Source organism: Sphingobacterium spiritivorum ATCC 33861 (assembly GCF_000143765.1).
Taxonomy (GTDB): Bacteria; Bacteroidota; Bacteroidia; order Sphingobacteriales; family Sphingobacteriaceae; genus Sphingobacterium; species Sphingobacterium spiritivorum.
This window is the reverse complement of the sequence record NZ_GL379770.1, coordinates 2,158,763-2,184,694: the sequence shown is the minus strand read 5'-3', so window position 1 is coordinate 2,184,694 and position 25,932 is coordinate 2,158,763. Positions and strand designations below refer to the sequence as shown.

Genomic DNA, 25,932 nt, shown 5'->3' with positions numbered 1-25,932 from the left:
ATTCTATTATTCAGTATATAGTGTATACGAAATAACTGTTTTAAAATTTAATTAGCAAGGAACGGACAAATTGAATTGAGGATGTTTTGTTGTTTTTGGGATTCTGAAGGTGGCTGATAATACTTAAAGCAGCTCATACAGGCTGCATCTTAACAGCATTCAGAGGGAGATTACTCAGTAATAAGCACAGACTGAAACAGAAGAGAAGTAGGTATCATATATAAATATTTACAGCGTCTCTTTCCTGATCAGGAAAGAGACGCTGTAAATAACAGATTTGGCTTATTTTAGCTCAAATTCGGTATAGATATTACGTTTGAATTCGAGTACTTCAGGAGCGATCTTAAATCCGGCTCCCCCATAAGCCTTATTAAATGTTTCCAGTTGCATTCTGGTCTGGTAACCTCCGGCATCACCGGAAGAACTACCATCATTAGAAATAAATAGGAGCTTACCAATTTCAACATCTGCACGTTTTGCCAGTTTTTGAGCAGATTTGAATGCATCATCATATGCGATAAGGTCAGCTTCACGTAAGATACTGTCAGCTTTGGAATGATTGAACTGAACGGAAGATATTCCGCTGATTTTTGTTTCCAGCAGTTTACCTGTAAGTTCTGTAAACTTGGTCAGATCGTGCAGGACAAAATCAATCGTCTGCTGCGCCTGATATCCGACAAATTTGTTGCTGTTATTGATGTATTCGTAGGCTTTATTGGCAGATACACTGCTGGTCTTGATATCTTCTTTATTACTCCCGTATTTCTGCAGAATAGCGATTACGGAGTCAACCGTATTTTGAGTTTCTCGTACAGCGTCGACCATACGCGGTTTAGTAAAACCGGCGTCTATAGTTAAAGTGACCTGATCAGGCATAATTCGGATCTTTCCTTCTCCGCTGACACGGATTCTGTTTTTATTGTCTTTTGAATCCGAATTGCAGGATGCAAAAAACAACAGGCTGGCGGCAGCCAATACAAATGTTGATTTGATTACGGTATGCATAAGCGTTAATTTTAATACTATATAAATGAATGAAGTAATTTATATGCTGTTCGAGAGGTTTTACTCTGGTTAATTTGACAAGCGTGGTGCAGCCATTGGTGCAGGGGACTCTCTGTCGACCCGGAGTTCCTTTATCAGTAAATTTTCAATGATAGGCAGCATTTTATCATTGACGGCTATTTTATTGATCACATTTTTGAAATACACATCACTTTTAAATTCCTTATCTATCTTTTGTTTAAACTCCGGTGAAAGAGATTCATAAGTAAGTACCAGTTCTGTTTGTTTCTCTTTTATTTTCTTAACAGTCAGGTTCCATGTTACACCATAGTCTGGAAAGTAAAAATCCTTTTTAGGAGGTCTTACCTTTAAGGTTTTATCTTTTTGAGTATAGCTGATAAGCATATAAATGCTGGACGGATTTTCTACTTTTTTTGCCGGTGAAATCAGTTCCTTCCATTCTTTTTGATTCTCTGCAACGATATCATCTCCATACGCTGTTTCTTCGATTTGAAAAGCAGCAGTACTATCATTGCTTTGCAGCGCTTTTATATGTATAGTTCCCATGCGGTACAGGTTTTCCATTTCTGGTATAGCATCTTTTATTCGTTCAAAATCTGCTGCTATTATTTTTGACCTCGATTTGTTACTAATGGTCTGCGCCTGCGAATTCTTCAGAACAGCTAAAGCGATAAATAAGAAAAGTGAGTATTTGTACATAATTCTTTTTTTTAATATGATTGTTTATTGTATAATTTATTACCTGTTTATCCTGCTACAATCACCTTGTCAAATCTGAGTTTACCCTGAGCAAAGCGGAACACATATATGTAGCTGGATTCCGGACTGAATGTGGTCGGATAGATCGTGTTTCCATTCCCTATATCAGAAAATCCGCGAAGACTAAAACTGAATGTGACTGTATTACCGACAATCTTTAAGGTATATTCTTTGATTATATCTCCGTTATCTTTGCTGACTTTGTACAGACCTTCATTTTTAAACCAATGAATATCATCCAGAAAAATTTCATCCACCACATTGAGCATATAATCGTTGTTGTCTTCCGTTTTGTAACCAAACTGGTTTTGGAGAACAATTTTATTTTTACTCATCACCAGTGATTTGAGTTTTTTGAGTTCAGCGATAAGTTGAGCTCTTTCAGCCAAAAGAGCCTTCGTTCTATCCTGAAAAAGCTTGATGTTTTGATTTTCGATCTTATTATATTCCAGAGTACTATTAGCATTTACCGGTTTGTACCAGCTTTTGTCTGAGTAGTAGCTGTCTATTTCTGAACTTTGGAAAACATAACCTTTGCGTGCAAAAAGATCATTCATTAAATAGCGAATTTCATCTACACTTAATTCTTTGATCTGATCAGCTTTAATAAGTTCTGTGGCACAGGTTGAACAGTCCTTCAGCGTCTGTGCTGCAGCGTATTGTGAAAAAGCAATCAGAAATAAGATTAAAAGATTTTTCATTGCGCTTTTATGTTTTTTAATTCAGTTAGTGTCCCCGGTATTGTATATTTTCAGAATAAATGTATATCTATAATAGTAAATTGTAAAGGCAGGATTTACATTCGTAGGTGTTGGGTAAATATTTGCAGCCTGGAAGTAAACGAATAGTCCCTTACTTTATAACCGAAGCAATTTCACATTAAGAGAATTGCTTCGGTTTATATTGTATTACTACTTAATTTCTACTTTCAGATTCTCTGACCGTGCATTTACAGAAGGGTCATACATACATTCTGCTGTGCTGATACCTGCATTAAACACGCCGGTATTATTAGCTTTGATTTCATATTCCAGCTCATGTCTTCCTTTTGGCAACATGTCATAAAAATAATTTGTTGAAGCATCTTTCATTGTGAAATAATAACCTGATCTCCATTGATAACCCGAAGCCCGGTATTCCGGCTCTGTACCGGATGGGCGACCATCCTTGATATGTACATATTCCAGTGCTGTATCATTAATAATTGTCAGCCTGACTTTTACCCTCTCCCCGAGATTGAAACTTGTGCTTTCTATCCATTTACCTGCCCGTTCTACATAATATTTTTTATATACTGATAGGCTGTTGGCAGATGCTTTGATTTCATCAACCGGAGCAAAATACTGATGGTATATGCCACCGTAAACCGTTCTGCTGGTATTATTATTACGAACAGTAATATGCTGATTGCCTTTTAAATCATCCTTTTGAATTTCTTTATTGATCTGCCCAAGTACCTGCTCATCCATCTCGGTTTTCTGATCATTGACGATTACTTCAGTGGTATTCACCATTGAAAATTCTTCAGGGTTATTTGCCAGTAAGAGTGCATAGATAGCATCCACAGTCATCCAGGTTGTTCTCCAGTGGTTGGTTTGTTTATTATAATAGATCCACTGACTGATCTGTCGAAGTTTGTCGGGATCATTGAGTTTATATGCTTCTGTCATATACGATTGCTGACTGGTCGCATTATATAGTCTGCTGTTGCTTTCCCAATACATGCCTTTGTCGGTATCGGTGATAGCTTCCTGTTTTATACGGTTTTTGATAAAGTCGGCTTGCGTTCCTGTTCCATACAGCTGATTGACAATCCAGGCTTTAGCAGCTGATCCTGCAGAACCTTTTGCTGTTATTTCAGCGGATTTGGCCAACGTAGAACTTAGTTTTTCCAGTTCGGTTTTATTCCCTGGAGTATAGGCATTCCAGTAATGACGGGCAAAGAGGTAGCTTAACGTTTGTTCAACATTACTCTTCTCACTGATCAGATTCTTATCCTGATCCAGATAACTCACTATTTTTTTAGAGCTGTTCTGAATTGTATTGCTGACTAATGTTTTGTCCAGATAGAGTACTTTTCCAAATATTTCGAGAATACGAATCGAGATATCTGTATTTTCTTTTCCACCTTCAAACCATGAAAATGCTCCGTTTGGTAATTGATTTTTGGTAATCTTTTTTTCCAGATCATTTAATTCTGATGCAATATCTGAATGAAACAACTTCGCCAGAGCTTTGAGTTTTTGTTGCTCTCCCTTCACATCGCGAAGCCATGGCATTTCTTCCTGAGTCAATGAGCTCAGCTTTGTATTCTCTTCTAATTTACCTTTGCTGTTCTCCTGATCTAATGCTTTGAAATAATCCGATATAGCAGGATAGTACTTCTGTACATACTGGATCATTTTCAATCCAAACCATTTGCTGCTTAACTGTTCACTACATTCATAAGGGTAATTTTTCAGGTAATCTAAAGCTGCAATAATTTCAACAATAGGATTGCTCTGGATCTGAATTTTGGTCAGCAGGTTATCTTTTCCAAATGAAGCTATCTGATAAGTTTTGCTTTGCTCCGGTTTTAGTATGATCTTCTCTGTATCTGTGACCAGGATTTTATTGGAAAGTATCGGTAGTTCATGCACTTCTCCATCAGAGAAAGCATCTGTAGCCGCTACTATTTTGATCTGTACGACAGGAATATCAGTTGAAACTTTTAGTCTCCATTCCACGATCGTATTATTTTCGACTGATACATTGAATGACTGGTAAGCCTTGTCATCCAGAAAAGCTGAAGATATTACCTGATTATTTTCGGGATTGATAATTTCTATTTTGGCGTCACCGGACAGTGTGTTTTTGCCTAAATTCTGAATTTGAGCTTTGATTGTAATCTGATCTCCATTTCGCAGATAACGCGGGATATTAGGGCTGACCATCAACTCTTTCTGTGTCTGTGTCATAAAAGTGGCTGATCCTGCTTCCAGATGCTGTCCGTGCGCAAATAACAATAGTTTCCATTTTGTCAGTGCTTCCGGACTGTCAAATTCGAAAGATACGAGTCCATCTTTATCTGTGTACAGAGTAGGATAGAAGAAGGCTGTTTCCTGAAGATTCGTGCGCACCTGTGCTGCATTTATTTTTTCTTCTTTTGCTTTATACTCTTTTGTCGTAATAATAATGACACCATTCATTCCTCTTGCTCCGTATAATGCAGATGCCTCGGGTCCTTTAAGCACAGCCATATTGTCGATCTTATCAGCTTTAAGACTTTGTAAGTTAAATGCATCCATAATTTCTCCGTCAACTATATACAGAGGAGACTGTGCTTCCGGTGCTGCTGAAGCCATCCCTCTGATCTGTACACCAGACGCAACTCCGGCTACAACGACTTCCTGTAAATAACTATCATTTGACGTCATATAGGAAACAACACTTCTGGCAGTATATTTTCTTGTTGTATAATTGAAAAATATTCGTGTACTCCATAATCCGTAATTACGGATTTGAGGGATGTCATCGTTTAATAGTGTATCCTGTTTCTTGTGGTAACGGCTTATAAGAGATCCTGATGTCTGACCAAATTCCTGACGCAGATGATAAAAACTAAATCCATAAAAATATGGATATTGAAGGTTAAACTGGCTCGGCAGGGAATGAGGCGTAAACATATCAAGCGCATTGTCGTACATCGTGGCGAGTACCTCTGTTTGAAGTTGTTTATCTTTTTGAGCAATGGTGAAGCTCCATTTTTCTTTCTGTCCCGGCGTTATCTTGTTTCTGAATGTATGTTGTTTTATCTGTAGATTCCTGTCAGAAGTGAGCACTGGTACTCTCTGTGTCAGGAGCTGTATTTTATTATCTTTAATAAGTGCAATATGCAATGTCGTAGGATTTATGGTTCGGTCTCCGTCAAGTTGGAAAACATATTGTCCTTCACCCTTGTCCAGCGGAATGATTTTCGTAGGTTGCTTGGATCCGCCGATAACTTCCCATAAAAAAGCGGCTTTTGCATCCATAAAATCTGTCTGAAGCTGTAAGGTCACTTTTTCATTGCGGTCATATGTGTTTTTATCAAATTTGGTGATTAAAAAATCTGAATTACTTGTTTTTAATGTCTGCGGATGTAAGATCTGAACCGTATACAAAGAGTTTACCGTGTCCTGGCCTTCCACTGTAAATGCCTTGACTTCATACTGACCATATGGAAAATGGGTGCTGTCAATAAATACAATATTGGTGTCACGCGTATCAAAATGATATTTTCCTACCAACTCCTTGTTTTTATTTTCAAATTTGATCCGGTCAAATGTGTTAGGGAAATATTTTTCATATTCATCTGCTGTAAACAGGTGGTATTCCGGCTGTTCATTGTTGTAGGATCGGTAATCCGGAAGAATGACAGTAGGTTTTTTGATACGATAAATTTCAATTTCTCCGTCAAAAGCATATGGCTGATAATTCAGGTTAGTTGTATTAACCTTGATTTCCTTCCATTTCCCTTCCACCATGACATTGGGAACGATTTCCAGAGATAGTGCTCTTTGCTTATCTGCGTATTTGTAATTTGTGCTTGCAGTTTGCATCTCGCCGGTGGTATTTACTGCTTCAACTGTTACCTCTATTCCAAATTTTGTGCTGCTTTTTAAGCTGTCCAGACTTAATGGTAATGAGATATAGAACTTGCCTGCCTGATCTGTAACCGTCGTTGAGTCATAGGTTAAAATAGACTTCCAGTTATTGTGATCCCTTACTTTCAATGAGTAGCGTATAGTAGTTTGTGGCAAAGAGACTCCGGATAATGTTTCTGTTTTTCCTTCAAACTTTACTGTATCTGTCCTGCTGTATGTTTCTTTATTAGGTTCAAAAAATACTTTAAAAGTAGGCCGTTTGTATTCTTCAACTTTGAAATAATCGGATTCAAGCTGTTGTCCGTTATGTGTAAGTTCAATTCTGAAATTTCCACTCAAAGTTTTTACCGGTAAACGGAATTCACCATTTACAGAGCCAAAAGTATTTGTATTGAGCAATAGCGAATCTACCAGTTGATTATTTGCATCTTTTAGGTAAAGTTTTACTTTCTCACTAGCCATGATCTTTCCATTGAGTATCGCACTGTTATACAGAATAGCTTTGAGATATACGGTCTGACCGGGTCTGTAAATAGACCGATCCGTCATGATCAGACTCTTTATTTTTTCTCCGTTATTTTCTTCCTCTTGTCCTCTTCTGGTATGGTCTTCTACATCATTAAGTTCCAGAAGATCTACTAATTGGTTTTCTTCAGGGATGTATAATTGAAAATCGCTCAGATCATCCTGGCTGCTAAATGTAAGTTCACCCGCAGAGTTTGTTTTCTTATCGCCTATATGGATGAGCTCTCTTCTTTTATCCTGATATATTCCTATTTTTTTATTCGCATAAGGAATACCCGAAATACGGTTGATCAGTAATACTTTATAAGTAGATAAGGACTTGTTTTCATCCTCTTTCTCTTTGGTGGCTGAAACAAACAGATCACTAATTGTCAGTTCAGAATATGTAGTGGTAAGATAAAGACCATCATCTTTAAAATCAGGATTATTGGATGCCAGTACGGTATAATTTCCTGCTGAAAAAGGATTCAGCTTATAAGTAGTAGTATGGTTTTCGTAATCATCAAATACCTTTAGGCTAACTTTATCTTCATAAACCAGCTGACCATCGAATGTTACTAAATTTGTTAAAGAATCATTGTTGACTTTAAATTGTCTGAATTTTTTTGGCGTATTGGTTCTGTTATATACCCGGATATACAATTGGTCTGCATTCCGCTGCTTAATCTGTATCGGTGTATATTGATTTGCAGGAGCGAATGCAGGGTGGCTAATATCTATTTCAGCTTTAGTCAGAGCATTATGGATTTGTTTTACATTACCCAGCCACGGGCTGTTTGGATATTTTTGTAATGAGCTCTTCAATAATGTTACAGCTTCTTTTTTAGTCGGAGCATTTCGGGCAATGGAAGCTATTACATATGCATTGTAATCCGAATAAGTGGAGTCAAGCTTTTTTTTGATACTGCTGTAATTATTGTTTATATCCCAATAACTCTGGTTTAATACATTCAGGTATTGGAGATAGGCATTCGCGTTGTCATAATGATATTTTATATTGACCGCTTTGATTTCTTTTTTTAGTGAATCAACTTTTGTGCTTTGATCACGCTGTTCATCCAGAAAACTCAGATAATTATAAGCTAATAAATGGTATAAGGTAGGCGCAAGTTCTATATTCTGAGAAGAAGTGAGAAGTGTCGCCCAGTCTTCAGTCTTTTCCTCGAGTAATCTCTCTTTATCTGCTAAGGACTGTCTGAATATGGAGTCTATTTTATAGAGTTCGGTAGCTCTCTGTACCGGGACAATCGCACTTTTTTCCAGTAACTGGTGGATGTTCGCAGATAAGAATACGGCATAGAAATTTGTCAGAACCTGTTGTTCAAGAGGATTTCCCTGTTTAATATTATTTTTAAAATGGTTCTGAAGCACTTTAAAAGAAGACTCCGTAGTCTGGTTGATGGTATGTGCTCTGTTTTCAGCTAGAAAAGCGCGAACCCACTCCGGACTGTTATTTGATGAGCGGGCTTCTGCCTTGATATCGGCCAGTATCGGTAGCGTCTGTTCATAGTTTTTGATGTTGATCAGCTCTTCTACTTTTTTCCATTTGGGCGAGCTTTCTTTCTTTTGTGCTTTTACAAAAAGAGGGAATAAGGCAATGACAATTAATAAAAGGTTTTTCATAATCCGCTTTTAAAGACTTCTAACTATAATAATACGTACAATTTTTGGTAACGGATGCAGAAGGTTCTATAATTCCATAACAGATTTTCTGTTTTTTTAAAATTTATAAAAACAGAAAAGCCCGCGTCTCCACGCAGGCTTTAGGTTGAAACAAAAATACCCGGTTTTTAGGGGTATGTGGTTACCACTTTACTCACTTTCCAGACATCCTGGCTGCGTGTAAGGGTTATGTAGTCTACACGTGTGAAACTCTTAAAAGCCATAGTTGCTTTTGCTACACAGATATCACTGTTTTCATCCAGTACCTGGTATGAAGTGATACAGTCGTACTGCAATCCTTTGGTGTTTTTCAGGAATTCAGTGTATTGGTTTTTGTTGAATTTTTCATTTGGTTTACTTGCAGTATAGTATTCAAAGTCTTTAGCGAATAGCTGATTGTTAAAGTTCAGGTTACCTAATGTGGTTGCTTCCAGAAATGATTTGACTGTACTTACCGAATTAGTTTTTACCGGGTTTGTATTTTCGCCTGCGAAGGCACTTAATGAAGTAACCAGGATCAGGGCAGTCGCGATGGATTTGATTGCGTTTTTCATGTTATTTAGTTTCTTTAGTTTTTGTTGTTATGTGTTATTGTTTGAATCAAAAGTAGGGTAGAATATGCTGCCTGGGAATAGAGATTAGATCAATACGGGTAAAAACTCGGCAAAAACGGGGCTTCTGTCGGTGAAATTATTTTGACAGAAAGTCTGCTGTATGGAATGCTCATGAAATATTAAAAAATATATTTGTAGAAGCTCGCTATCTTGTATAAGAATAAAACTCTTACATTTATGCACAAGAGAAATGGAATTAAATAGTATGGTTGATGTGGCATCCTTATCGGAAGAACAACTGGTGGCGTTATTGCGTGATAGCCGGCAGCATGCTTTTAATGAAATCTATAAACGACACTGGACAGGCATATTTCTGTCGGCTAAGAATCGGCTGGCTAATGAAGAGGATGCTTATGAAATTGTTCAGAATATCTTTCTCAATCTTTGGCGTAAAAGGAGTTCTTTTGAGCTGACCAAAAATTTTGCCGTATATTTTGCTACAGCTACTAAATATGAGATTCTTAAGTCATTATCCAGACAGGGGCATCTCGAACTGCATCGTAATATCTTGCGGACTTCTATTTCAGAACGAGATGATTCTACAGTAAATGAGCTGGAAACAAAAGAACTGCTGGAATCACTCGAACAATCTATCCGTGTACTTCCTGAAAAGTGTCAATTAGTCTTCAGACTACGGGTAGAGAAGGAGTATAGCCAGAAGGAAATCGCAAAAGAACTTAATATATCTGAGAAAACGGTCGAAGCCCACCTCACCAAGGCCCGTAAGCATATCCGTAATGATCTGGGTATTCTTGCCTTTGTACATCTTATACATTATTTAAAGAATTTTTAATTTTCACTAAGGGATATTGCTGTTTCAGGGGGCTTACTTATATAACCCTTTATTATGAAGCAGAAACCGGAACCGCAGAGACTCCAGTATTTGGCCGAAAAATGGCTTAACGGAACAATTTCAGCAGCTGAAAAGCAAGAATTTGATGAATGGTATTTCTCTTTTGAGGACCATATTGTGACGGACCATACTGCTGAAGAGCTGGATGCTGTAGCTTCAGATCTTTACAAAAATATTCAGCTTCGGGCCGGAATGACAGTCCCGCCCCGTAATAAAAAGATTTATCCTTCCAGGCGTATACTGTATTGGGCAGCTTCTGTTTTGATACTGATAAGTGCAGGCATTATTTTGTACCTCAGACAGGAGAATGTTCAGCATCAGTATGCCAAAACTGCTGTAATTGTACCCGGATCCAGTAAAGGAAATCTGCAAATGGGAGATGGTAACGCCTACGATCTGGAACAACTTGATACAGGTATTTTTCTTAAAAGAAACGGAGTTGAAATTGTCAAAACCAGACAAGGGGAAATTAACTATACAGTAAGATCGATTGAAGCGCTGAATTCTCACGAAATTGTTGATAACAGCGTATCTACCCCAAATGGGGGACAATATCAAATCCAATTGAGTGACGGTACCCGGATATGGCTGAATGCAGCATCAGCGATCAGATTTCCAATAGCATTTGTCGGAGATAAGCGTATAGTTGAATTACAGGGAGAGGCTTATTTTGAAGTCGCAAAAGATGCCAGGAAACCTTTTATTGTGAAAACAGGTAAAGAAGAAGTCCGTGTTTTAGGAACACATTTTAATGTGAACTCATATGACGGAGAATCGGTATCAAGAGTGTCCCTGTTAGAAGGGAAAGTAGAGGTACTCGCTAAGCAGGGGCTTTACAAAACCCATCTCACACCGGGACAGCAGACTGTAAATACCGCTAAATCACTGACTGTGGAATCGTTCAATATGGAAGAAAGCATCGCATGGAAGAATGGCGAATTTATATTTAATAATGAGCGTCTGGATCAGGTCATGCTGAAGGTAGGCCGCTGGTACGACGCTGATATAACTGTCGATCCGGAGATTGCAAAAATATTGATCTGGGGGTCTATTTCTAAATCCGAACAGATCGACAAGGTGTTGAAACTGATACAACTAACGAATGAAAATATAAAATACCGAATAGAAGGAAGGAGGATATATATGAGTCCAAAATAACCATTAACCGATAGCATATATATAAAATAAGCTAGAGAAGGTTGAAGGCTTCTCTAGCAGAGATAGTATATATTCTACATTGTACAAACTACAAGTATTACCAATGTAAAACCTTACACTAATCAAATATAATGAAAATAACCTCTAATTATGGGAATGAAGGCTATTGCAGATACTCTTCTGTCCGAAAAATACTAATTGTGATGAAACTCATTACATTATTCATGGTGGCAGCCCTCTGTCAGGTGCAGGCTCTTACACATGCACAGTTAGTCACGCTAAAAGGAAAAAATGCGCGGCTCACCGATATTTTAAAAGAAATAAAGAAACAGACCAAATATGATGTGATCAGTGAATCCGGTACCGTGGATCGCCTGCGAGTCGAAGAAATCGATTTGAAGAGAGTCACCCTGAATAAGGGACTTTCACAGCTGTTGGCTCCCTTTGCACTGGATTTTGTAATTGAAGACAAAGCTATTGTTATAAGACGATCTTCAGTTGCTAAAATGACTAAGACAGAAAATACAACGGATGTACAAACAACCATAAAAGGTAAAGTCAGCGGAAAAGACGGGCAGGCTATCAAAGGAGCCACAGTACAAGTGAAGAATACACGTGAAGCTACAGCTACAAAAGATAACGGTGAATTTGAGATTACAGCCAGTCCAGGTGATCTTCTCATGGTAAGTTCTGTCGGATTCGTAGCTCAGGAAGTGTCTGTACAAGATCGGGGATACCTGACTGTGGTACTTGATGTATCCAATAGTGCCCTGGATGAAGTCGTAGTGGTGGGATATGGGGAGCAAAAGAGAAAAGATGTACTTGGAGCAATCAGTACGGTTACATCAGAAGATTTTGATGACAGACCATCTACAAATCTGGGCTATTCTATGGAAGGTAAATCTGCCGGCGTGATGATTACGCGCCCGTCCGGTAAACCACAGAATGGGATGAGTGTACGGGTGCGCGGCACCAACTCTATTACCGCAGGAAGTAATCCGTTATACATTGTGGACGGGGTGCCGACTCAGTTGATATATGATATTAATCCAAATGATATAGAAAGCGTGTCTGTTCTTAAAGATGCCGCATCTGCGGCTATCTATGGTGCTTCCGGAGCAAACGGGGTGATTCTGATCACGACTAAGCGTGGAAAAGAAGGTACTTCCAGATTAAAACTCTCTGGTTATACGGGCTTCAGCCGGATTGCAAAGAAAATGGATGTACTGGACAGAGATCAGTATATATCTCTGATGAACGAAATCGGGCAGGTTGCTGACTGGAGTAAGTATACCGCTAATACAAACTGGAGTGACGAAGTATTCCGGGTGGCCCGACTTCAGAATTATCAGATGACAGTAGAAGGTGGCAATGCAAAAACCAAATATTACCTTTCAGGAGCATATTCCAATGAAAACGGAGTCGTAAAAACAAACCTTATCAAACGTGGTACTGTCAAAATGAACCTGGATCAGAAGGTGAATGACTGGCTGAGTGTGGGTACAAGTATCAGCTATGCCCGCTGGTTTGATAAAAATATAATCGATAATTCAGGATCAGGGAATGCCGGGGTGATCATGAATGTGCTGACCAGTTCTCCGGTTATCGGTATCTACAATGAGGACGGTACATTTACAGCTAATCCTCTTCGGTTATCTTTTAACAATCCTGTAGCCTATATAGACGGTTCCGTAAACGGATATAATAATAACCGTTTCTACGGGAATATTTTTGCAAATATTGATTTGCTGAAAAATCTGAGATTCAGATCCATGTTTGGATATGATAATTATAACAGTAAATACAATTATTTTTTAGATCCGTTTAAAACAGATTGGGGAAGAGTTAACCGGGGTATTGCCAATCTTTCCAATGAGCAGAGTGAATACTGGTTGTCAGAGAATACATTAGAATATAAACAGACATTTCAGGAAAAACATAATCTCGAAGTATTGGGAGGAGTGACCAGTCAGCGTAAATATGGAGAATCCAGCAGCATTGAATCTAAAGGATTCAACAGTACTGCTGTACAAACGGTCAACGGCGGAACAATATTTACAAATCCGATAACGGCTAAGAGTCAGCGGAGTAACATATCCATTATTGGCCGTATACGCTATTCATTTGACGATAAATATCTGCTGTCCAGTAATTTCAGAGCGGATGCTTCTTCTGTATTCGGTCCGGACAATCGTTGGGGATATTTCCCTTCTTTCTCAGCAGGATGGCGTCTTTCTCAGGAAAATTTTCTTAAAGATGTATCGGCTATCAACGACCTGAAGATCAGGTATTCATGGGGACAGGTAGGTAATGATGCAATCGGCGCCTACAGCTGGTACGGGATCGTATCACCCGGAATCAACATGATTCAGGGTGGTCAGGTCGTAGCCGGTACGGGACCATCCACTCCGGAAAATACAAGTCTGAAGTGGGAAGCTTCAACACAGAATAACCTGGGACTTGATGTAACTATCTTAGACAACAGGCTGACATTTGCCTTTGATGTATATCATAAGAAGACAAAGAATCTGTTGTTAAATAAACCGCTGGCTCTTTCCAGTGGTTTTACAGGAGCATTACAGAATATCGGAGATCTGGAAAATAAAGGATTAGAGCTGACAATATCTTCTAAAAACCTGAAAAATAAGCTGGTCTGGAATACGGATTTTAATTTCTCACTCAATAGAAATAAGGTCGGATATACAGGAGGACAGGATATCCTCGACGGATACATTCCTTTACGCCAGGAGGTATCATTGATTCGTGAGGGTTTGCCTTTAGGTGTATTCTGGGGATACCGCTCTCTTGGTGTAGATCCTGCTACGGGAATGATGAAGTATGAAGACCTGAATAATGACGGAAGTATAGATGATGCCGATAAAATGATCATCGGTAATCCCAATCCCAAATTTGCATTCGGTCTGAATAACAACTTCCGGTATAAAAATTTCGGCCTGTCTTTCTTTTTGCAGGGAATTTCCGGTAATGATGTCTTCAATGCTACCCGGATTGAAACTGAAGGAATGAATGATTTCAAAAATCAGTCTGTTAAAGTCCTGAACAGATGGACAGCAGCAGGACAGCAGACCGATATCCCGAAAGCGATCTATGGAGATGTTACTAATTCAGACATTTCTTCCCGATTTGTTGAAAACGGATCTTATATGCGGTTGAAATCTGCAACGTTTAGCTATAGTTTTCCAACTAACTTACTCAATAAATTGAAAATAGCGGAATTGAGCTGTTATCTGACCGGTGAAAATATCTTTACAGTAACAAGGTATTCCGGATATGATCCCGAATCCAGCGCCTATGGCAATAACGGAGCCTTCGGTATCGATTTTGGTACTTATCCACAGGCCAGACAATTTATTTTTGGTGTAAACCTAACCTTTTAATCTCCTGAAGTAATGAGAACGAATTATTCTATACGAATCATATTCATCATGATGATGATGACCCTTGGACTTTCTTCCTGTGAGAAATTCCTGGACAATGCGCCCATGTCAGAAGCGACTTCGGGCAATGCGTACCGTACAGCAAGTGATCTGGACGCTGCACTGGTAGGTGCTTACCAGACATTCTATACGGAATACTTTATTTGGGAGTATTTTGTAGTATCTGATGTCCGTTCGGACAATGCCTATGCCGGGGGAGATGCGGATGAAATATACCAGTATGACGACCTCGATATCTCTCCGCTCAATTCACGTATACTCGGCACCTGGCAGCAGCTTTACAATGGTATATCCCGTGCCAATCTGGTCATTGGTAAAGCTACTGAGGTACAGGATCCGGCTTTGGATGTCAACAACCGCAGAGAGAATTTAATTGCTGAAGCTAAGTTTCTGAGAGCTCTTTTTTATTATGAGCTGGTCAGACAATTTAGAGAAGTACCTATCGTGACAGCTTATGCAAAGATTAATCCGGAAGATGCCAATATTAAAAAATCCCCCGAACTGGAGGTCTATAATTTTATTGTTAAAGATCTGGAAGATGCAACGATATTGCCTGCTACCTATAGTTCTTCTTCATTAAGTCAGTCTAAAGCCACCAAAGGTGCGGTATATGCTTTGCTGGCAAAAGTCTGGGCCCAACGTCCGGATCGTGATTACAATAAAGTGCTTCAATATGCAGAGGAAGTAGAGCGTCTGGGATACGATTTGCACAGTAGTTTTGATGAATTATTTGATGGTACACACTATGATAACAAAGAAAGCATATTGCTAATACAATTCAAGGAAGGAACCAATCAATCCAACTGGGGGCCGCAGATGTTGCTTCCTTCATCCCTGTCAGGAGATGACTGGCGTAAATATATTACTCCTTCCAAAGATCTTGTAAAAGCTTTTGATGATGCCGGAGATCATATACGAAAGGATGCCAGTATCTTATTTGACGATGCAGATTGGTCTGATGAATTCTGGAAACCTTGTCCAACGGCTGGACAGATACCTTTTGCGTACAAATTCAGACATGCCAGCGGATGGATGAGTGGAGATCATATTTACATCCTGCGATTTGATGACATTTTGTTGCTCAAAGCGGAAGCACTCAATGCTTTGGGAAGGTCTGCAGAAGCATTGACTCCGTTGAATAAAGTCAGAGACCGTGTAGACCTGCCGGCTTTGGATATTCAGAATAAAGATGCTTTGTTGCGTGCGATACTGAATGAACGCAGGTTAGAATTTGCATTTGAAGGTGATCGCTGGTACTCTTTACAACGGACAGGGATGCTGAAATCCACCATGGACAACCTTAAAGAATATCGTCTTATCTGTGGAGGCAACAGTACATTAATGAATTATGGGATGAACGATAACAGAGTATGGCTTCCTATTCCGCAGAGTGAATTAAACAGAAACCCGAATCTTGTTCAGAATCCAGGCTATTAACTGTTATTCTGACTCTAAATCTATTCATAGCCCCGATCTTTTAAAAGCAGATCGGGGTTTTTCCTTTCTTTTCTTCTGTTTCTGTATTTTTTCAGGCTATTTTGTTGTGATCATGTTTGACTATTGTCAAGAAATAAGGGTTTCTCCGGTAATTTTCTAAATAAATAGTTACTTTTGCGCGTAAGGTTTTGAAAAGTAATGCCTTTTAATGGCATAAACCTTCAAATATGTCTATACCTATCCTCAACTTAACTAACGGAGCATAATGTATCCTTTACAACATGAAGAAGAGTTTGTGAAGCATCTTTCTGAAGGATCTCAGAATGCTTATGAACTTCTTTTTTCCAGATATTGGACTCATGTATTTGCTGTAGTCAGATTACTTGTTAAATCACAGGAACAGGCAGAAGATATCACACAAGAGATATTTGTCAAGGTATGGAACCGCAGAGAGGATTTGGGAGAAGTTAAAAATATTAAAGCCTATCTCTATACTATAGCCCGGAATACAACACTGGATCATTTGCGTAAAAAGGTACTCGTTACCGAAAATCTGGAACAAATGATTCACTATTTTACCGATCATGCACTCACCCCCGTACAGCGAATAGAGTATAAGGAGCTGGAAGATATAATATCCAAAGGTATCGCGACATTACCCTCCAAAGTAAAAGAAGTATTTGTGATGAGTCGTATAGATGGACTTTCACACGAAGAGATCGCTGCCAGACTGGATATATCTGTCACATCTTCAAAGACCTATGTAGTCAGAGCGCTAAAATTATTAAGACTTTATATGTCAAAAAACACAGACCTCCAGGTACTGGTATTAGCGGCATTATTGTTAGAAAAAATCATATCCCAAACAAAATGATTTTTTTTGTCTTCCCCGAAGATCAGATTACGTCTATAGTTATGTAAAGCATTTATTAATCTTTTGATGAAGGACAAAAAAGCGTTCGAAATACTGTATACGAAATATGTAGAAGGATCTCTTTCCGCAGAAGAACTGCTGGAATGGGTAGAGGTATTTCAGTATCCGGAAAATGAGCAATACCTGGCTGAACTGATCGGACGTACTTTTGATACGTACAAAGTCCCGGAAGATCCCGAGGCAGCGAAGCAGGCTTTTCATAGATTTGAAAGATTAATTGATACAGAAGATACCTCTTCTGATACGCCTTCATTACCCCTGAATAAAAGTGTATTCAGCATCTTCAGACAATGGAAATACGTAGCGGCAGCTCTGCTTTTAAGTATAGCCTCATACGGAATCTATCAGTATACATTACAGACAACTTCACAAAGTCGCATTGCAAATATTTCAAAACCAGATGTTTCTCCGGGCAGTAATAAAGCTATTCTGAAAATGGAGGATGGCAGTGAAATAAAACTCGGACCACAGGGTGAACTCATCGTAAAGGGAGACAGGCTGGAAGATGGAGCAGGAAATATGCTGTTAAAGGGACAACTTAAAGAAACATGGCAGAGCATCGAGGTACCCAAAGGAGGTCAGTATACTATCGTCTTGTCGGACGGAACAAAAGTATGGCTGAATGCAGACTCTAAAATGAGGTTTCCGGTCGAATTTGTTGCTCAGCAACGTCAGGTTCAGCTGCAGGGAGAAGCTTATTTTGAAGTTACAAAAGATCCCTCAAGGCCGTTTATTGTCAAGAGTGCACAACAGCAGATCGAAGTATTAGGAACCTGGTTTAATATATCCGCATATCCGGATGAACCTGCTGTTACAACTTTGGTATCCGGCAAAGTAAATGTATCGGCATTTGGAAAACAGGTAGCATTGACGCCGGGGATGCAGAGTGTTGCGGATGATCAGCAACTTCACAGTAAGCAGGTAGAAGTAGAGCCGGCTGTGGCATGGAAAGATGCCAAATTTGTATTCGTAAAAGAACCTCTGGAAGATATAATACGTAAGCTCGAAAGATGGTATAATGTTGACTTTGTCATTCAGCCCGGATCCGAAGAATTAAAGAAAAAAACATTTAGCGGCTCATTATCCCGTAATGGTAAGCTGTCTGAAATATTAAATCTATTTAAAATCACCGAAACCATCAGGTTTGAAATCACAGAAAGGAGGGTTTACCTGATGAAATAAATCTCTACTAATCAAAAAACCAGAAGCATTAATACTTCTGGTTGACCTAGGCTAATGAAATTAAAAGCGATGTGAATAAGTAAGACCCTTCGAAAGTAATACCTTATCCCTTCGCTTAAACCTAAACTCTTCAAATATATGAATTATAATGTGGGATTGGGAGGACTGCGTACTGTTCTCCTGAAATTATTATGGGTAATGAAAATTACTGTCTTCATGCTGGCTGTAGCTTTTGTCCTGGTATCCTTTAAGGGTGAGGCACAGACCATTAATATCCGGGGTAGTCATCTGCGGATTGAGAATTTAATCAAAGAAATTCAAAAACAATCAGGATATAACTTTTTGTTTGATGATCAGCTTCTCGAGCGTACAAATGTCAAAAATGTACATATTGTCAATGCATCCGTCAAACAGGCTTTGGATGCTATTTTCAATGAAACAGACATTGCATATGTGGTGACTGATAAAAATATAGTCCTCAAGAAAAAGAAAGAATTGGGTGTGGCGGTCACTACCCTGACGTTGCAGGAAGAAGTCATTAAAGGCATTATTCGTAATGATCAGGGTATTGTACTGCCTGGTGCAACTATCCGTAATAAACGAAGCGGGCTTATTGTATCTACCAATAATGAAGGAGAGTTCAGCATCCGTGCACAGGCAGGTGATGTTCTTGAATGCAGTTTTCTTGGATATCAAAGGGCAGAGTACAAAGTTAAAAATAATGAAAATGCTGCAGTCGTGCTTTCTAAAGCAATAACTGAACTTAACGATATTGTTGTAGTGGGCTATGGTGCCCAGCAAAAGAAATTGGTAGCGGGAGCTATCAATACGATCAAAGGAGATGAGCTTGCAAAATCTCCGGCAGTCAATCTATCTAACACCTTAATGGGAAGGGCTCCCGGAATATCATCTACGATGACTTCGGGAGCACCTGACCGTGACCGTGCGACTATCAAAATACGTGGAATGGGTGAGGCGCTGATCGTTATTGACGGAGTGGCCAGAGAAGGGCAGGGAATCATTGGTATGGAAATGGATAAACTGGATCCCAACTCTATTGAAAGTGTTACTGTACTTAAGGATGCCGCTGCTGCAGTATACGGTACCCGTGGTGCAAATGGTGTAATCCTCATTACCACCAAAAAAGGTAATAAAGAACGCCTGGATATTCAGTACAGCGGACAGTTTGGTTTTCAGCAGAGCACCAGATTACCCCGTTTTCTGGATTCCTATCAGTATGCATTGCTGAATAATGAAATGTATGATAATGATGTCGCTGAAAAAGGTTCTTCACCACGGAGTAAGTATACAAATGATGAGTTGCAGAAATTCAGAGATGGCACCGATCCGGATCGTTATCCGAATACAGACTGGTATAAAGAAGTGCTTAATAATACAGCAATGCTCCAACGCCACAATGTAAATGTAAACGGAGGCAGTAAAAATGCCCGCTACTTTGTGAGCGGAACCTATACCGATCAGGATGGTCTGATGAAAACCTCCGGACTGAAAAGATATGGTTTGGTGAGTAATACGGAATATGATGTCACACCAAATACAAATCTTTCCGTAGGTATCAATTACATCAGTGAAACCGCAAATAATCCGGCAGCATATGCAGAGACGATCTTTAGCAGACTGGCTTCATTGGGATCTGTAGCTCCCGCTAAGTTCTCTAACGGATATTACGCTTATTCCGGATTTTCAGGTAATCCCTATTCAGATGTATTAGCCGAAAGTGGTTATAACCGGACCACGAGAAACGTATTTACAGGTTCATTCCGATTGACACAACAGATTCCTTTTATCAAGGGATTATCCGCAAGTGCTGCAGTAACTGTAGACCGTAACAACGCTTTTCAGAAAGGATTTACTACACCAGTTCCCCAATATACGTTAGCACAGGACAGAGAAGAATATACGTTGCAGAATGGTTCTGAAAAACCTTACCTGAGCCAGTCTTACAACCAGAATAACAATGTCAATGTACAGGTGAAATTAAACTACAAGCAAAAGTTTGGAGAACACCATGTAGATGCAATGGCACTTTATGAGCAAAATGAATTTAAAAGTGAAATGTTCTCCGCCGACAGAAGTAACTTTCCTGTAGCGAGTTTAGATCAGCTTTTCCTGGGAGATGCCAGTACGCAGAAAAACTTAGGTTCTTCTACTGAAAATGCAAGACAAAGCGTCGTTGGCCGTTTGGTATATAGCTACGATCAGCGTTATGTGGTAGAAGGAAGTTTCAGATATGACAGTTCGCCTTACTATCCGAAAGGAAAGCGAAATGCATTTTTCCCGGCAGTATCAGCCGCATGGATTGTATCTGAAGAAGATTTTTTCAAAGAACGCTTTGCATTTGTTGACAACCTGAAAATCAGATCTTCATTTGGACGGTTAGGAAATGATGGCGGTAGTTTGTATACCTATTTTTATAATTATGCCATTATGCCGGCCGGATATGTCTTCGGGACAAATAATGCCATTACTCCGTTGACAAGAATCTCCAATCTTACTGTTCCGAATACTAATATAACCTGGGAAAAAGTAGATGCTTTTGATATCGGACTGGACGCTATTCTCTGGAAAGGCAAGCTGGGATTCGAATTGGATTATTACAATAAAAATAAGTTTGATATTCTGCGTTCCAGATCATATGATGTACCCTTGTCATTTGGTATGACACCTGCTTTGCAGAATTTTGCAAAAGAAAGATACTTTGGTTATGAAGCCGCATTGTCGCATAGAAGCCGTATCAAAGATGTACAGATCAATGCCCGTATCAACATGACGTATACGAAAAGCCGTGCAGTAGATTACGGAGAAAACGATGCGGTATTACCAGGTTTACGTCAGGAGGGATCTGCCATTGGAATGGTTCGTATTCTGAATGCAAAAGGTATCTTCAGAGATGAGGCAGATGTAGCTAACTGGCCTAAATATCTGAGCAGTCCTAATGGTACACCGATCACTCCCAAACCTGGAGATATCAAATATGAAGATATGAACGGGGATGGGGTAGTAGAATTGTATAGTGGCAGTCCGGATCGTGCATTCGAGGCACGCTATATCAATCCGCCGACCGTATACGGTATCAATCTGGGCGCAGCATGGAAAGGTTTATCTGTAGATGCATTTTTCCAGGCATCGACAGATGTATTTATCAATTATACAGCTGCCAATGATATTGCTAATTTCTATGAACTTCATTTAGACCGATGGACTCCGGATAATCCCGACGCCAGTTATCCGAGATTATTGTCTAATCATGAGAATAACAGACTTCCATCTACTTTTTATGTGAAAAACGGAAACTATATCAAATTGAGAACAGCACAGCTGGCCTATGATATTCCAAAAGACTGGATCAAAGCAGCAGGTCTGAGATCGATGAGTATTACTGTACAGGGGCAGAATCTGTTTACGATCAGTAAAAACAGAAGATATGATCCGGAATCTACCGGTGCAACAGCCAATTTATATCCTCCTCAACGCATTTTCTCTATGGGAGTTCGCGTAGGTCTTTAACATTTAATGCATTTGATCCATGAAAAATAACAACACTATACTTCGTATTTTATTATTATCAGGACTGATAGGATTTTCATCCTGTCAAAAGGATTTTTTAGATCGCAAGCCGCTCAATCTGGTGTCCGAAGAGACCGTATGGTCAGATCCGGCACTGATCAAACTTTCGGTCAATGAATTCTATACATTTTTAAATACAGGATTTACCAATACGTATGTACCTGCTGCAGTAACAGATGATTTGCAGTTGATCGGTACAGAAGAAAAAAAGATAACAGCTTACCTGACGGGTGACTTTTTCAACAGCACATTTCCGGAACGTAATCTGTGGAAAGACGCCTATGTGCAGATCCGCAAGATCAATTATTTTATAGGCAGAGCGGAGACGGCAAAAGTGTTGAATGAGGATGACAGACGCCTGTTATTGGGGCAAGCCCGTTTTATGCGTGCCTATTTATATTTTCAAATGTTTTCTTCTTTTAAAGATGTTCCCCTTTTATTAAAGGCTCAGCCTATAGAAGAAGCAGAAGATAAACCTCATAAAGTGTCGCATGAAGAAGGAATGGCATTTGTCGCTTCAGAACTTGAAAAGGCAGCGTCTGAATTACCAGCGACTTATGCCAAAGAGGAATGGGGACGAATTACCAAAGATGCAGCTTTGGCATTCCGGACAAGAGTACTGCTTTGGGCAGCCAGTCCGCTGAGTAACACGGATCAAAACATAAACCGCTGGAAAGTAGCTGCGGATGCTGCTGAGGCGGTTATCAGCAGCAACGCATTTCAGTTGCAGAAAGAATATAACGATGTATTTCTGGTTAAAAATGTAATGACACGCCCTGAAGTTATTCTCGAATTCAGATACAATGGTTTGAAGGGTGAAAAACAACATGCATTTGATAAAAATAATAGTCCTGCCGGGTACGGAGGCAAGGGTATCAATTGTCCTACACAGGATCTGATTGATATGTATGAGATGGCCAACGGAAAGGCTATAGATGAAACCGGATCAGGTTACGATAAATCAAATCCTTATAAAGGAAGAGATCCGAGATTTGAAAAATCTATTCTGTACAACGGCAGTATGTTTAAGGATCGGGCAGTAGAAGCTTTTACGGGTGGAAAAGATATGCCAAGAACCAATCCAAGCCCTACCGGATACTATATGAAGAAATTTATTGATGAGAAATTCGATTACAATAAAGATGCAAGTATCGGGAGCAGCACCAACTGGGTAATCATGCGTTACGCTGAAGTCTTGTTGAATTTTGCAGAAGCAAAAAATGAAGCAGAAGGACCTGTACAGAGTGTATATGATGCGGTAAATGCTATACGCAAAAGAGTAGGCATGCCTGAATTGCCTAAAGGTCTGGATAAAGACAAAATGCGTCAGCGTATACAGAAAGAGAGAAGGATAGAACTTGCTTTTGAAGATAATATCCGTTATCAGGATCTGAGACGCTGGAAAATAGCTGACGTAGTACTGAATAAATCTGTAAATGGTGTGACGATCACCAAAAATACAGATGGCACCTTTAAATATGCTGCAAAATCTGCCGGAACACGGGTATTTACAGAAAAGAATTACTGGATGCCTATACCGCTTACAGAGCTGGGTGTCAATACAAATCTTCAACCACAGAATCCGGGTTGGTAATCCATATACATAAAGACAGAAATGAGATATATAAGTAAGATAACCATCGCATTGGCGATGATGACTATTGGGACAGGATCTCTTTATGCCCAGTCAGGCAAATGGTCCGGTCTGGTCAAACTGACAGATAAATCAGATACTTCAAAGAAGGAAGAAGATAAACCTAAAAAGGATAAGATCAAAAAATTTGATGAACTGATCAGTAAAGATGCCGTTAAAAGTAAAGGTCTCTTTAATAGTTACCGTGTTGGAGATAAGTATTATATGGAGATTCCGGATAGTCTGTTGAACAGGGATATGTTGGTAGTCACACGCTTTACGCAGACACCTGTCGGACTTAAAGAGTTCCGGTCACAGTACGGCGGAGAGATGATCAATGATCAGCTTTGGCAATGGCACCGCAGAGAAAATACAATCTATATCCGTGTACCGAGCTATGCCTACATGGCTACAGGCACTACAGATATCCATCAGGCATTAGCCAATTCCAATGCTATGCCTATTCTGGCTGCTTTTGATATCAAAGCGTTTAATGAAGGGGGCAGAAATGCAGTTATTGATGTGACGGATTTCTATAACGGAGATATTCCGGGGATGCAATTACCCGAGAATCTGAAGAAAACGTATAAAATCGCAGGTATCGATGCTTCCCGTTCTTATATTGATACAGTCAAAGCTTTTCCGGAGAATGTAGAGGTCAGAACGATCAAGACATTTAAGACACCGGACCTGCCGGCAGATAAGACGGTGGGAGCGATGACTTTCGGACTCAATACTTCTATGGTATTACTGCCAAAAGTCCCTATGCAGCCACGTTATGATAACCAGAGAGTAGGTTATTTTTCTAACCGCAAGATTGATTTTGGCGCGAATGATCAAAAAGTAACCAAAAAAGCATTTATTCAACGCTGGCGACTGGAACCCAGTGATTTGGAAGCATACAACAGAGGCGAACTGGTCAAGCCTAAGAAGCAGATCGTGTACTATATCGATCCGGCTACACCTAAGAAATGGGTGCCTTACCTGATCGCAGGTGTCAACGATTGGAATGAGGCCTTTGAAGCCGCTGGATTTAAAGAAGCTATTGTAGCCAGAGAGGCTCCGACTCCACAGGAAGATCCGGAATTCAGTACTGAAGATGCACGCTATTCTGTCATCCGTTATTTCGCTTCCGAAACTGAAAATGCGTATGGCCCGCGTATATCTGATCCGAGATCAGGAGAGATCATCGAAAGCCATATCGGCTGGTATCACAATGTAATGTCATTGCTTCGCAATTGGTTTTTTGTACAGACTGCTGCTATACATGAGGGAGCACGTGGTGCCAAACTTAGTGATGAGCAGATGGGACAACTGGTTCGGTTTGTATCTTCACATGAAGTAGGACATACTTTAGGATTGCTCCACAACTTCGGATCCAGTGCGGCATATGATGTAGACTCTCTTCGTTCTCCGGCATTTACCGAAAAATATGGTACAGCACCTTCAGTAATGGATTATGCACGTTTCAATTATGTAGCACAGCCGGGTGACGGAGTGAAACAAATCTATCCTAAAATAGGGGAGTATGACCGTTTTGCGATTGACTTTGGTTACCGTTATTTTGCAGGACAGACTCCCGAACAGGAAGAACGCGCATTAGAGCTGCAGATTCGTGAGAAAGTAAAGAATCCTGTATACTTCTATGGCAGACAGGGATCTATGGATCCGCGTGCACAAAGTGAAGATCTGGGGAACGATGCCGTGAAAGCAAGTGATTACGGAATTGCCAATCTGCGTTACATCTTGCCGAATCTGGAAAAATGGACGTATGATAATGCGGATGATTTAAGCGGTACTAAAGAATTGTATCTGGAAATTATGCGCCAGTATCGCCGCTATGTCAATCATGTGCTTGCAAATGTGGCAGCAATGACAGAAGACGTGAAGACAATGGGCGAGCCGGGAGCTGTATTCACGTATGTGAGTAAGGATAAGCAGCAGAGAGCTGTTGATTTTGTTGGAAGACAGGTTTTCCAGACGCCGACATGGTTATTGGATTCCACATTACTTTCGCGTGTAGATTACGGAACTATGGTCAACCGGATAGTCGAAATGCAAAATCAGGTACTGACTTCGTTGATGGAAACATACGGATTTGCACGTATGCTGGACGATGAATTTAAAAATGGGAATCAGGCTTATACCGTAAAAAATCTGTTGAATGATCTGGAGAAACAGATCTTTGAATCTAATGCCAATGATGTATTCAGCAGAGGATTACAACGTGCGTATGTAGACCGGTTGGGGGTATTGCTGAAACTTGATAAACCTGTACAGGAGACAGCCTACGCAGCAGCAGGTCTGACACCCTACAATCCTAATCTGTCGGATATGCGTATCATTATGTACGAAGCGTTGCTGCAGGTGGAGCAAAAGATTGCTAAATCTGCCAAAAGATCAAAAGATTTTGAAGCGGTTCATTACAAAGACCTGTTAAATCGTATAGAGAATATCAAAAAACTTAATAAATAGCCG

14 protein-coding genes are annotated in these 25,932 nt (G+C 39.8%); 9 read left to right on the top strand and 5 right to left on the bottom strand.

Features of this window, described 5'->3' with window-relative positions; genetic code table 11:
* Positions 1-282 precede the first annotated feature (282 nt).
* The 5 genes from HMPREF0766_RS09555 to HMPREF0766_RS09535 all read right to left on the bottom strand — a co-directional run bounded on the left by HMPREF0766_RS09555 (position 283) and on the right by HMPREF0766_RS09535 (position 9,151).
* Entirely contained in the window at positions 283-1,005 is a 723-nt protein-coding gene (locus HMPREF0766_RS09555; RefSeq protein ID WP_002996132.1) for an SIMPL domain-containing protein, read from the bottom strand.
* A 69-nt stretch (positions 1,006-1,074) separates the two neighbouring features.
* The gene (locus tag HMPREF0766_RS09550) at positions 1,075-1,725 is read right to left on the bottom strand and encodes a hypothetical protein (RefSeq protein ID WP_002996128.1); all 651 of its coding nucleotides are present in this window, start codon (positions 1,723-1,725) and stop codon (positions 1,075-1,077) included.
* A 47-nt stretch (positions 1,726-1,772) separates the two neighbouring features.
* Entirely contained in the window at positions 1,773-2,486 is a 714-nt protein-coding gene (locus HMPREF0766_RS09545; protein WP_002996125.1) for a YARHG domain-containing protein, read from the bottom strand.
* Between the two features lie 210 nt (positions 2,487-2,696).
* A complete protein-coding gene (locus tag HMPREF0766_RS09540; protein WP_002996122.1) occupies positions 2,697-8,558 on the bottom strand; it encodes an alpha-2-macroglobulin family protein in 5,862 nt (1,953 codons plus the stop codon).
* Positions 8,559-8,725: 167 nt separating this feature from the next.
* Entirely contained in the window at positions 8,726-9,151 is a 426-nt protein-coding gene (locus tag HMPREF0766_RS09535; RefSeq protein WP_002996118.1) for a hypothetical protein, read from the bottom strand.
* A 250-nt stretch (positions 9,152-9,401) separates the two neighbouring features.
* On the opposite strand from HMPREF0766_RS09535, the gene HMPREF0766_RS09530 reads away from it, so the two are divergent.
* The 9 genes from HMPREF0766_RS09530 to HMPREF0766_RS09490 all read left to right on the top strand — a co-directional run bounded on the left by HMPREF0766_RS09530 (position 9,402) and on the right by HMPREF0766_RS09490 (position 25,929).
* Positions 9,402-10,004, top strand: coding sequence for an RNA polymerase sigma factor (locus tag HMPREF0766_RS09530; RefSeq protein ID WP_002996115.1), 603 nt, complete (start codon positions 9,402-9,404; stop codon positions 10,002-10,004).
* 54 nt (positions 10,005-10,058) lie between these two features.
* A complete protein-coding gene (locus HMPREF0766_RS09525) occupies positions 10,059-11,222 on the top strand; it encodes a FecR family protein (protein WP_002996112.1) in 1,164 nt (387 codons plus the stop codon).
* Between the two features lie 203 nt (positions 11,223-11,425).
* Positions 11,426-14,620, top strand: a complete 3,195-nt coding sequence (locus tag HMPREF0766_RS09520; RefSeq protein WP_002996110.1) for a SusC/RagA family TonB-linked outer membrane protein — start codon at positions 11,426-11,428, stop codon at positions 14,618-14,620.
* A gap of 12 nt (positions 14,621-14,632) precedes the next feature.
* On the top strand, positions 14,633-16,117 hold the full coding sequence (locus HMPREF0766_RS09515; RefSeq protein WP_236590473.1) for a RagB/SusD family nutrient uptake outer membrane protein: 1,485 nt from the start codon (positions 14,633-14,635) through the stop codon (positions 16,115-16,117).
* 265 nt (positions 16,118-16,382) lie between these two features.
* Positions 16,383-16,991: an RNA polymerase sigma factor gene (locus tag HMPREF0766_RS09510; protein WP_002996105.1), complete on the top strand. Its 609-nt coding sequence runs from the start codon at positions 16,383-16,385 to the stop codon at positions 16,989-16,991.
* Positions 16,992-17,057: 66 nt separating this feature from the next.
* Positions 17,058-18,233: a FecR family protein gene (locus HMPREF0766_RS09505; RefSeq protein WP_002996101.1), complete on the top strand. Its 1,176-nt coding sequence runs from the start codon at positions 17,058-17,060 to the stop codon at positions 18,231-18,233.
* A gap of 138 nt (positions 18,234-18,371) precedes the next feature.
* On the top strand, positions 18,372-21,761 hold the full coding sequence (locus HMPREF0766_RS09500) for a TonB-dependent receptor (protein WP_002996098.1): 3,390 nt from the start codon (positions 18,372-18,374) through the stop codon (positions 21,759-21,761).
* 19 nt (positions 21,762-21,780) lie between these two features.
* Positions 21,781-23,415: a RagB/SusD family nutrient uptake outer membrane protein gene (locus HMPREF0766_RS09495; protein ID WP_002996096.1), complete on the top strand. Its 1,635-nt coding sequence runs from the start codon at positions 21,781-21,783 to the stop codon at positions 23,413-23,415.
* A gap of 21 nt (positions 23,416-23,436) precedes the next feature.
* Entirely contained in the window at positions 23,437-25,929 is a 2,493-nt protein-coding gene (locus tag HMPREF0766_RS09490; RefSeq protein ID WP_002996093.1) for a zinc-dependent metalloprotease, read from the top strand.
* Positions 25,930-25,932 lie beyond the last annotated feature (3 nt).

What these genes read in the sequence shown, in the direction of transcription:
- HMPREF0766_RS09545 (WP_002996125.1), bottom strand. Translation starts at nt 2,486, where the DNA reads ATGAAAAATCTTTTAATCTTATTTCTGATTGCTTTTTCACAATACGCT.
- HMPREF0766_RS09525 (WP_002996112.1), top strand. Translation starts at nt 10,059, where the DNA reads ATGAAGCAGAAACCGGAACCGCAGAGACTCCAGTATTTGGCCGAAAAA.
- HMPREF0766_RS09520 (WP_002996110.1), top strand. Translation starts at nt 11,426, where the DNA reads ATGAAACTCATTACATTATTCATGGTGGCAGCCCTCTGTCAGGTGCAG.
- HMPREF0766_RS09515 (WP_236590473.1), top strand. Translation starts at nt 14,633, where the DNA reads ATGAGAACGAATTATTCTATACGAATCATATTCATCATGATGATGATG.
- HMPREF0766_RS09555 (WP_002996132.1), bottom strand. Translation starts at nt 1,005, where the DNA reads ATGCATACCGTAATCAAATCAACATTTGTATTGGCTGCCGCCAGCCTG.
- HMPREF0766_RS09530 (WP_002996115.1), top strand. Translation starts at nt 9,402, where the DNA reads ATGGAATTAAATAGTATGGTTGATGTGGCATCCTTATCGGAAGAACAA.
- HMPREF0766_RS09505 (WP_002996101.1), top strand. Translation starts at nt 17,058, where the DNA reads ATGAAGGACAAAAAAGCGTTCGAAATACTGTATACGAAATATGTAGAA.
- HMPREF0766_RS09500 (WP_002996098.1), top strand. Translation starts at nt 18,372, where the DNA reads ATGAATTATAATGTGGGATTGGGAGGACTGCGTACTGTTCTCCTGAAA.
- HMPREF0766_RS09495 (WP_002996096.1), top strand. Translation starts at nt 21,781, where the DNA reads ATGAAAAATAACAACACTATACTTCGTATTTTATTATTATCAGGACTG.
- HMPREF0766_RS09540 (WP_002996122.1), bottom strand. Translation starts at nt 8,558, where the DNA reads ATGAAAAACCTTTTATTAATTGTCATTGCCTTATTCCCTCTTTTTGTA.
- HMPREF0766_RS09535 (WP_002996118.1), bottom strand. Translation starts at nt 9,151, where the DNA reads ATGAAAAACGCAATCAAATCCATCGCGACTGCCCTGATCCTGGTTACT.
- HMPREF0766_RS09510 (WP_002996105.1), top strand. Translation starts at nt 16,383, where the DNA reads ATGTATCCTTTACAACATGAAGAAGAGTTTGTGAAGCATCTTTCTGAA.
- HMPREF0766_RS09490 (WP_002996093.1), top strand. Translation starts at nt 23,437, where the DNA reads ATGAGATATATAAGTAAGATAACCATCGCATTGGCGATGATGACTATT.
- HMPREF0766_RS09550 (WP_002996128.1), bottom strand. Translation starts at nt 1,725, where the DNA reads ATGTACAAATACTCACTTTTCTTATTTATCGCTTTAGCTGTTCTGAAG.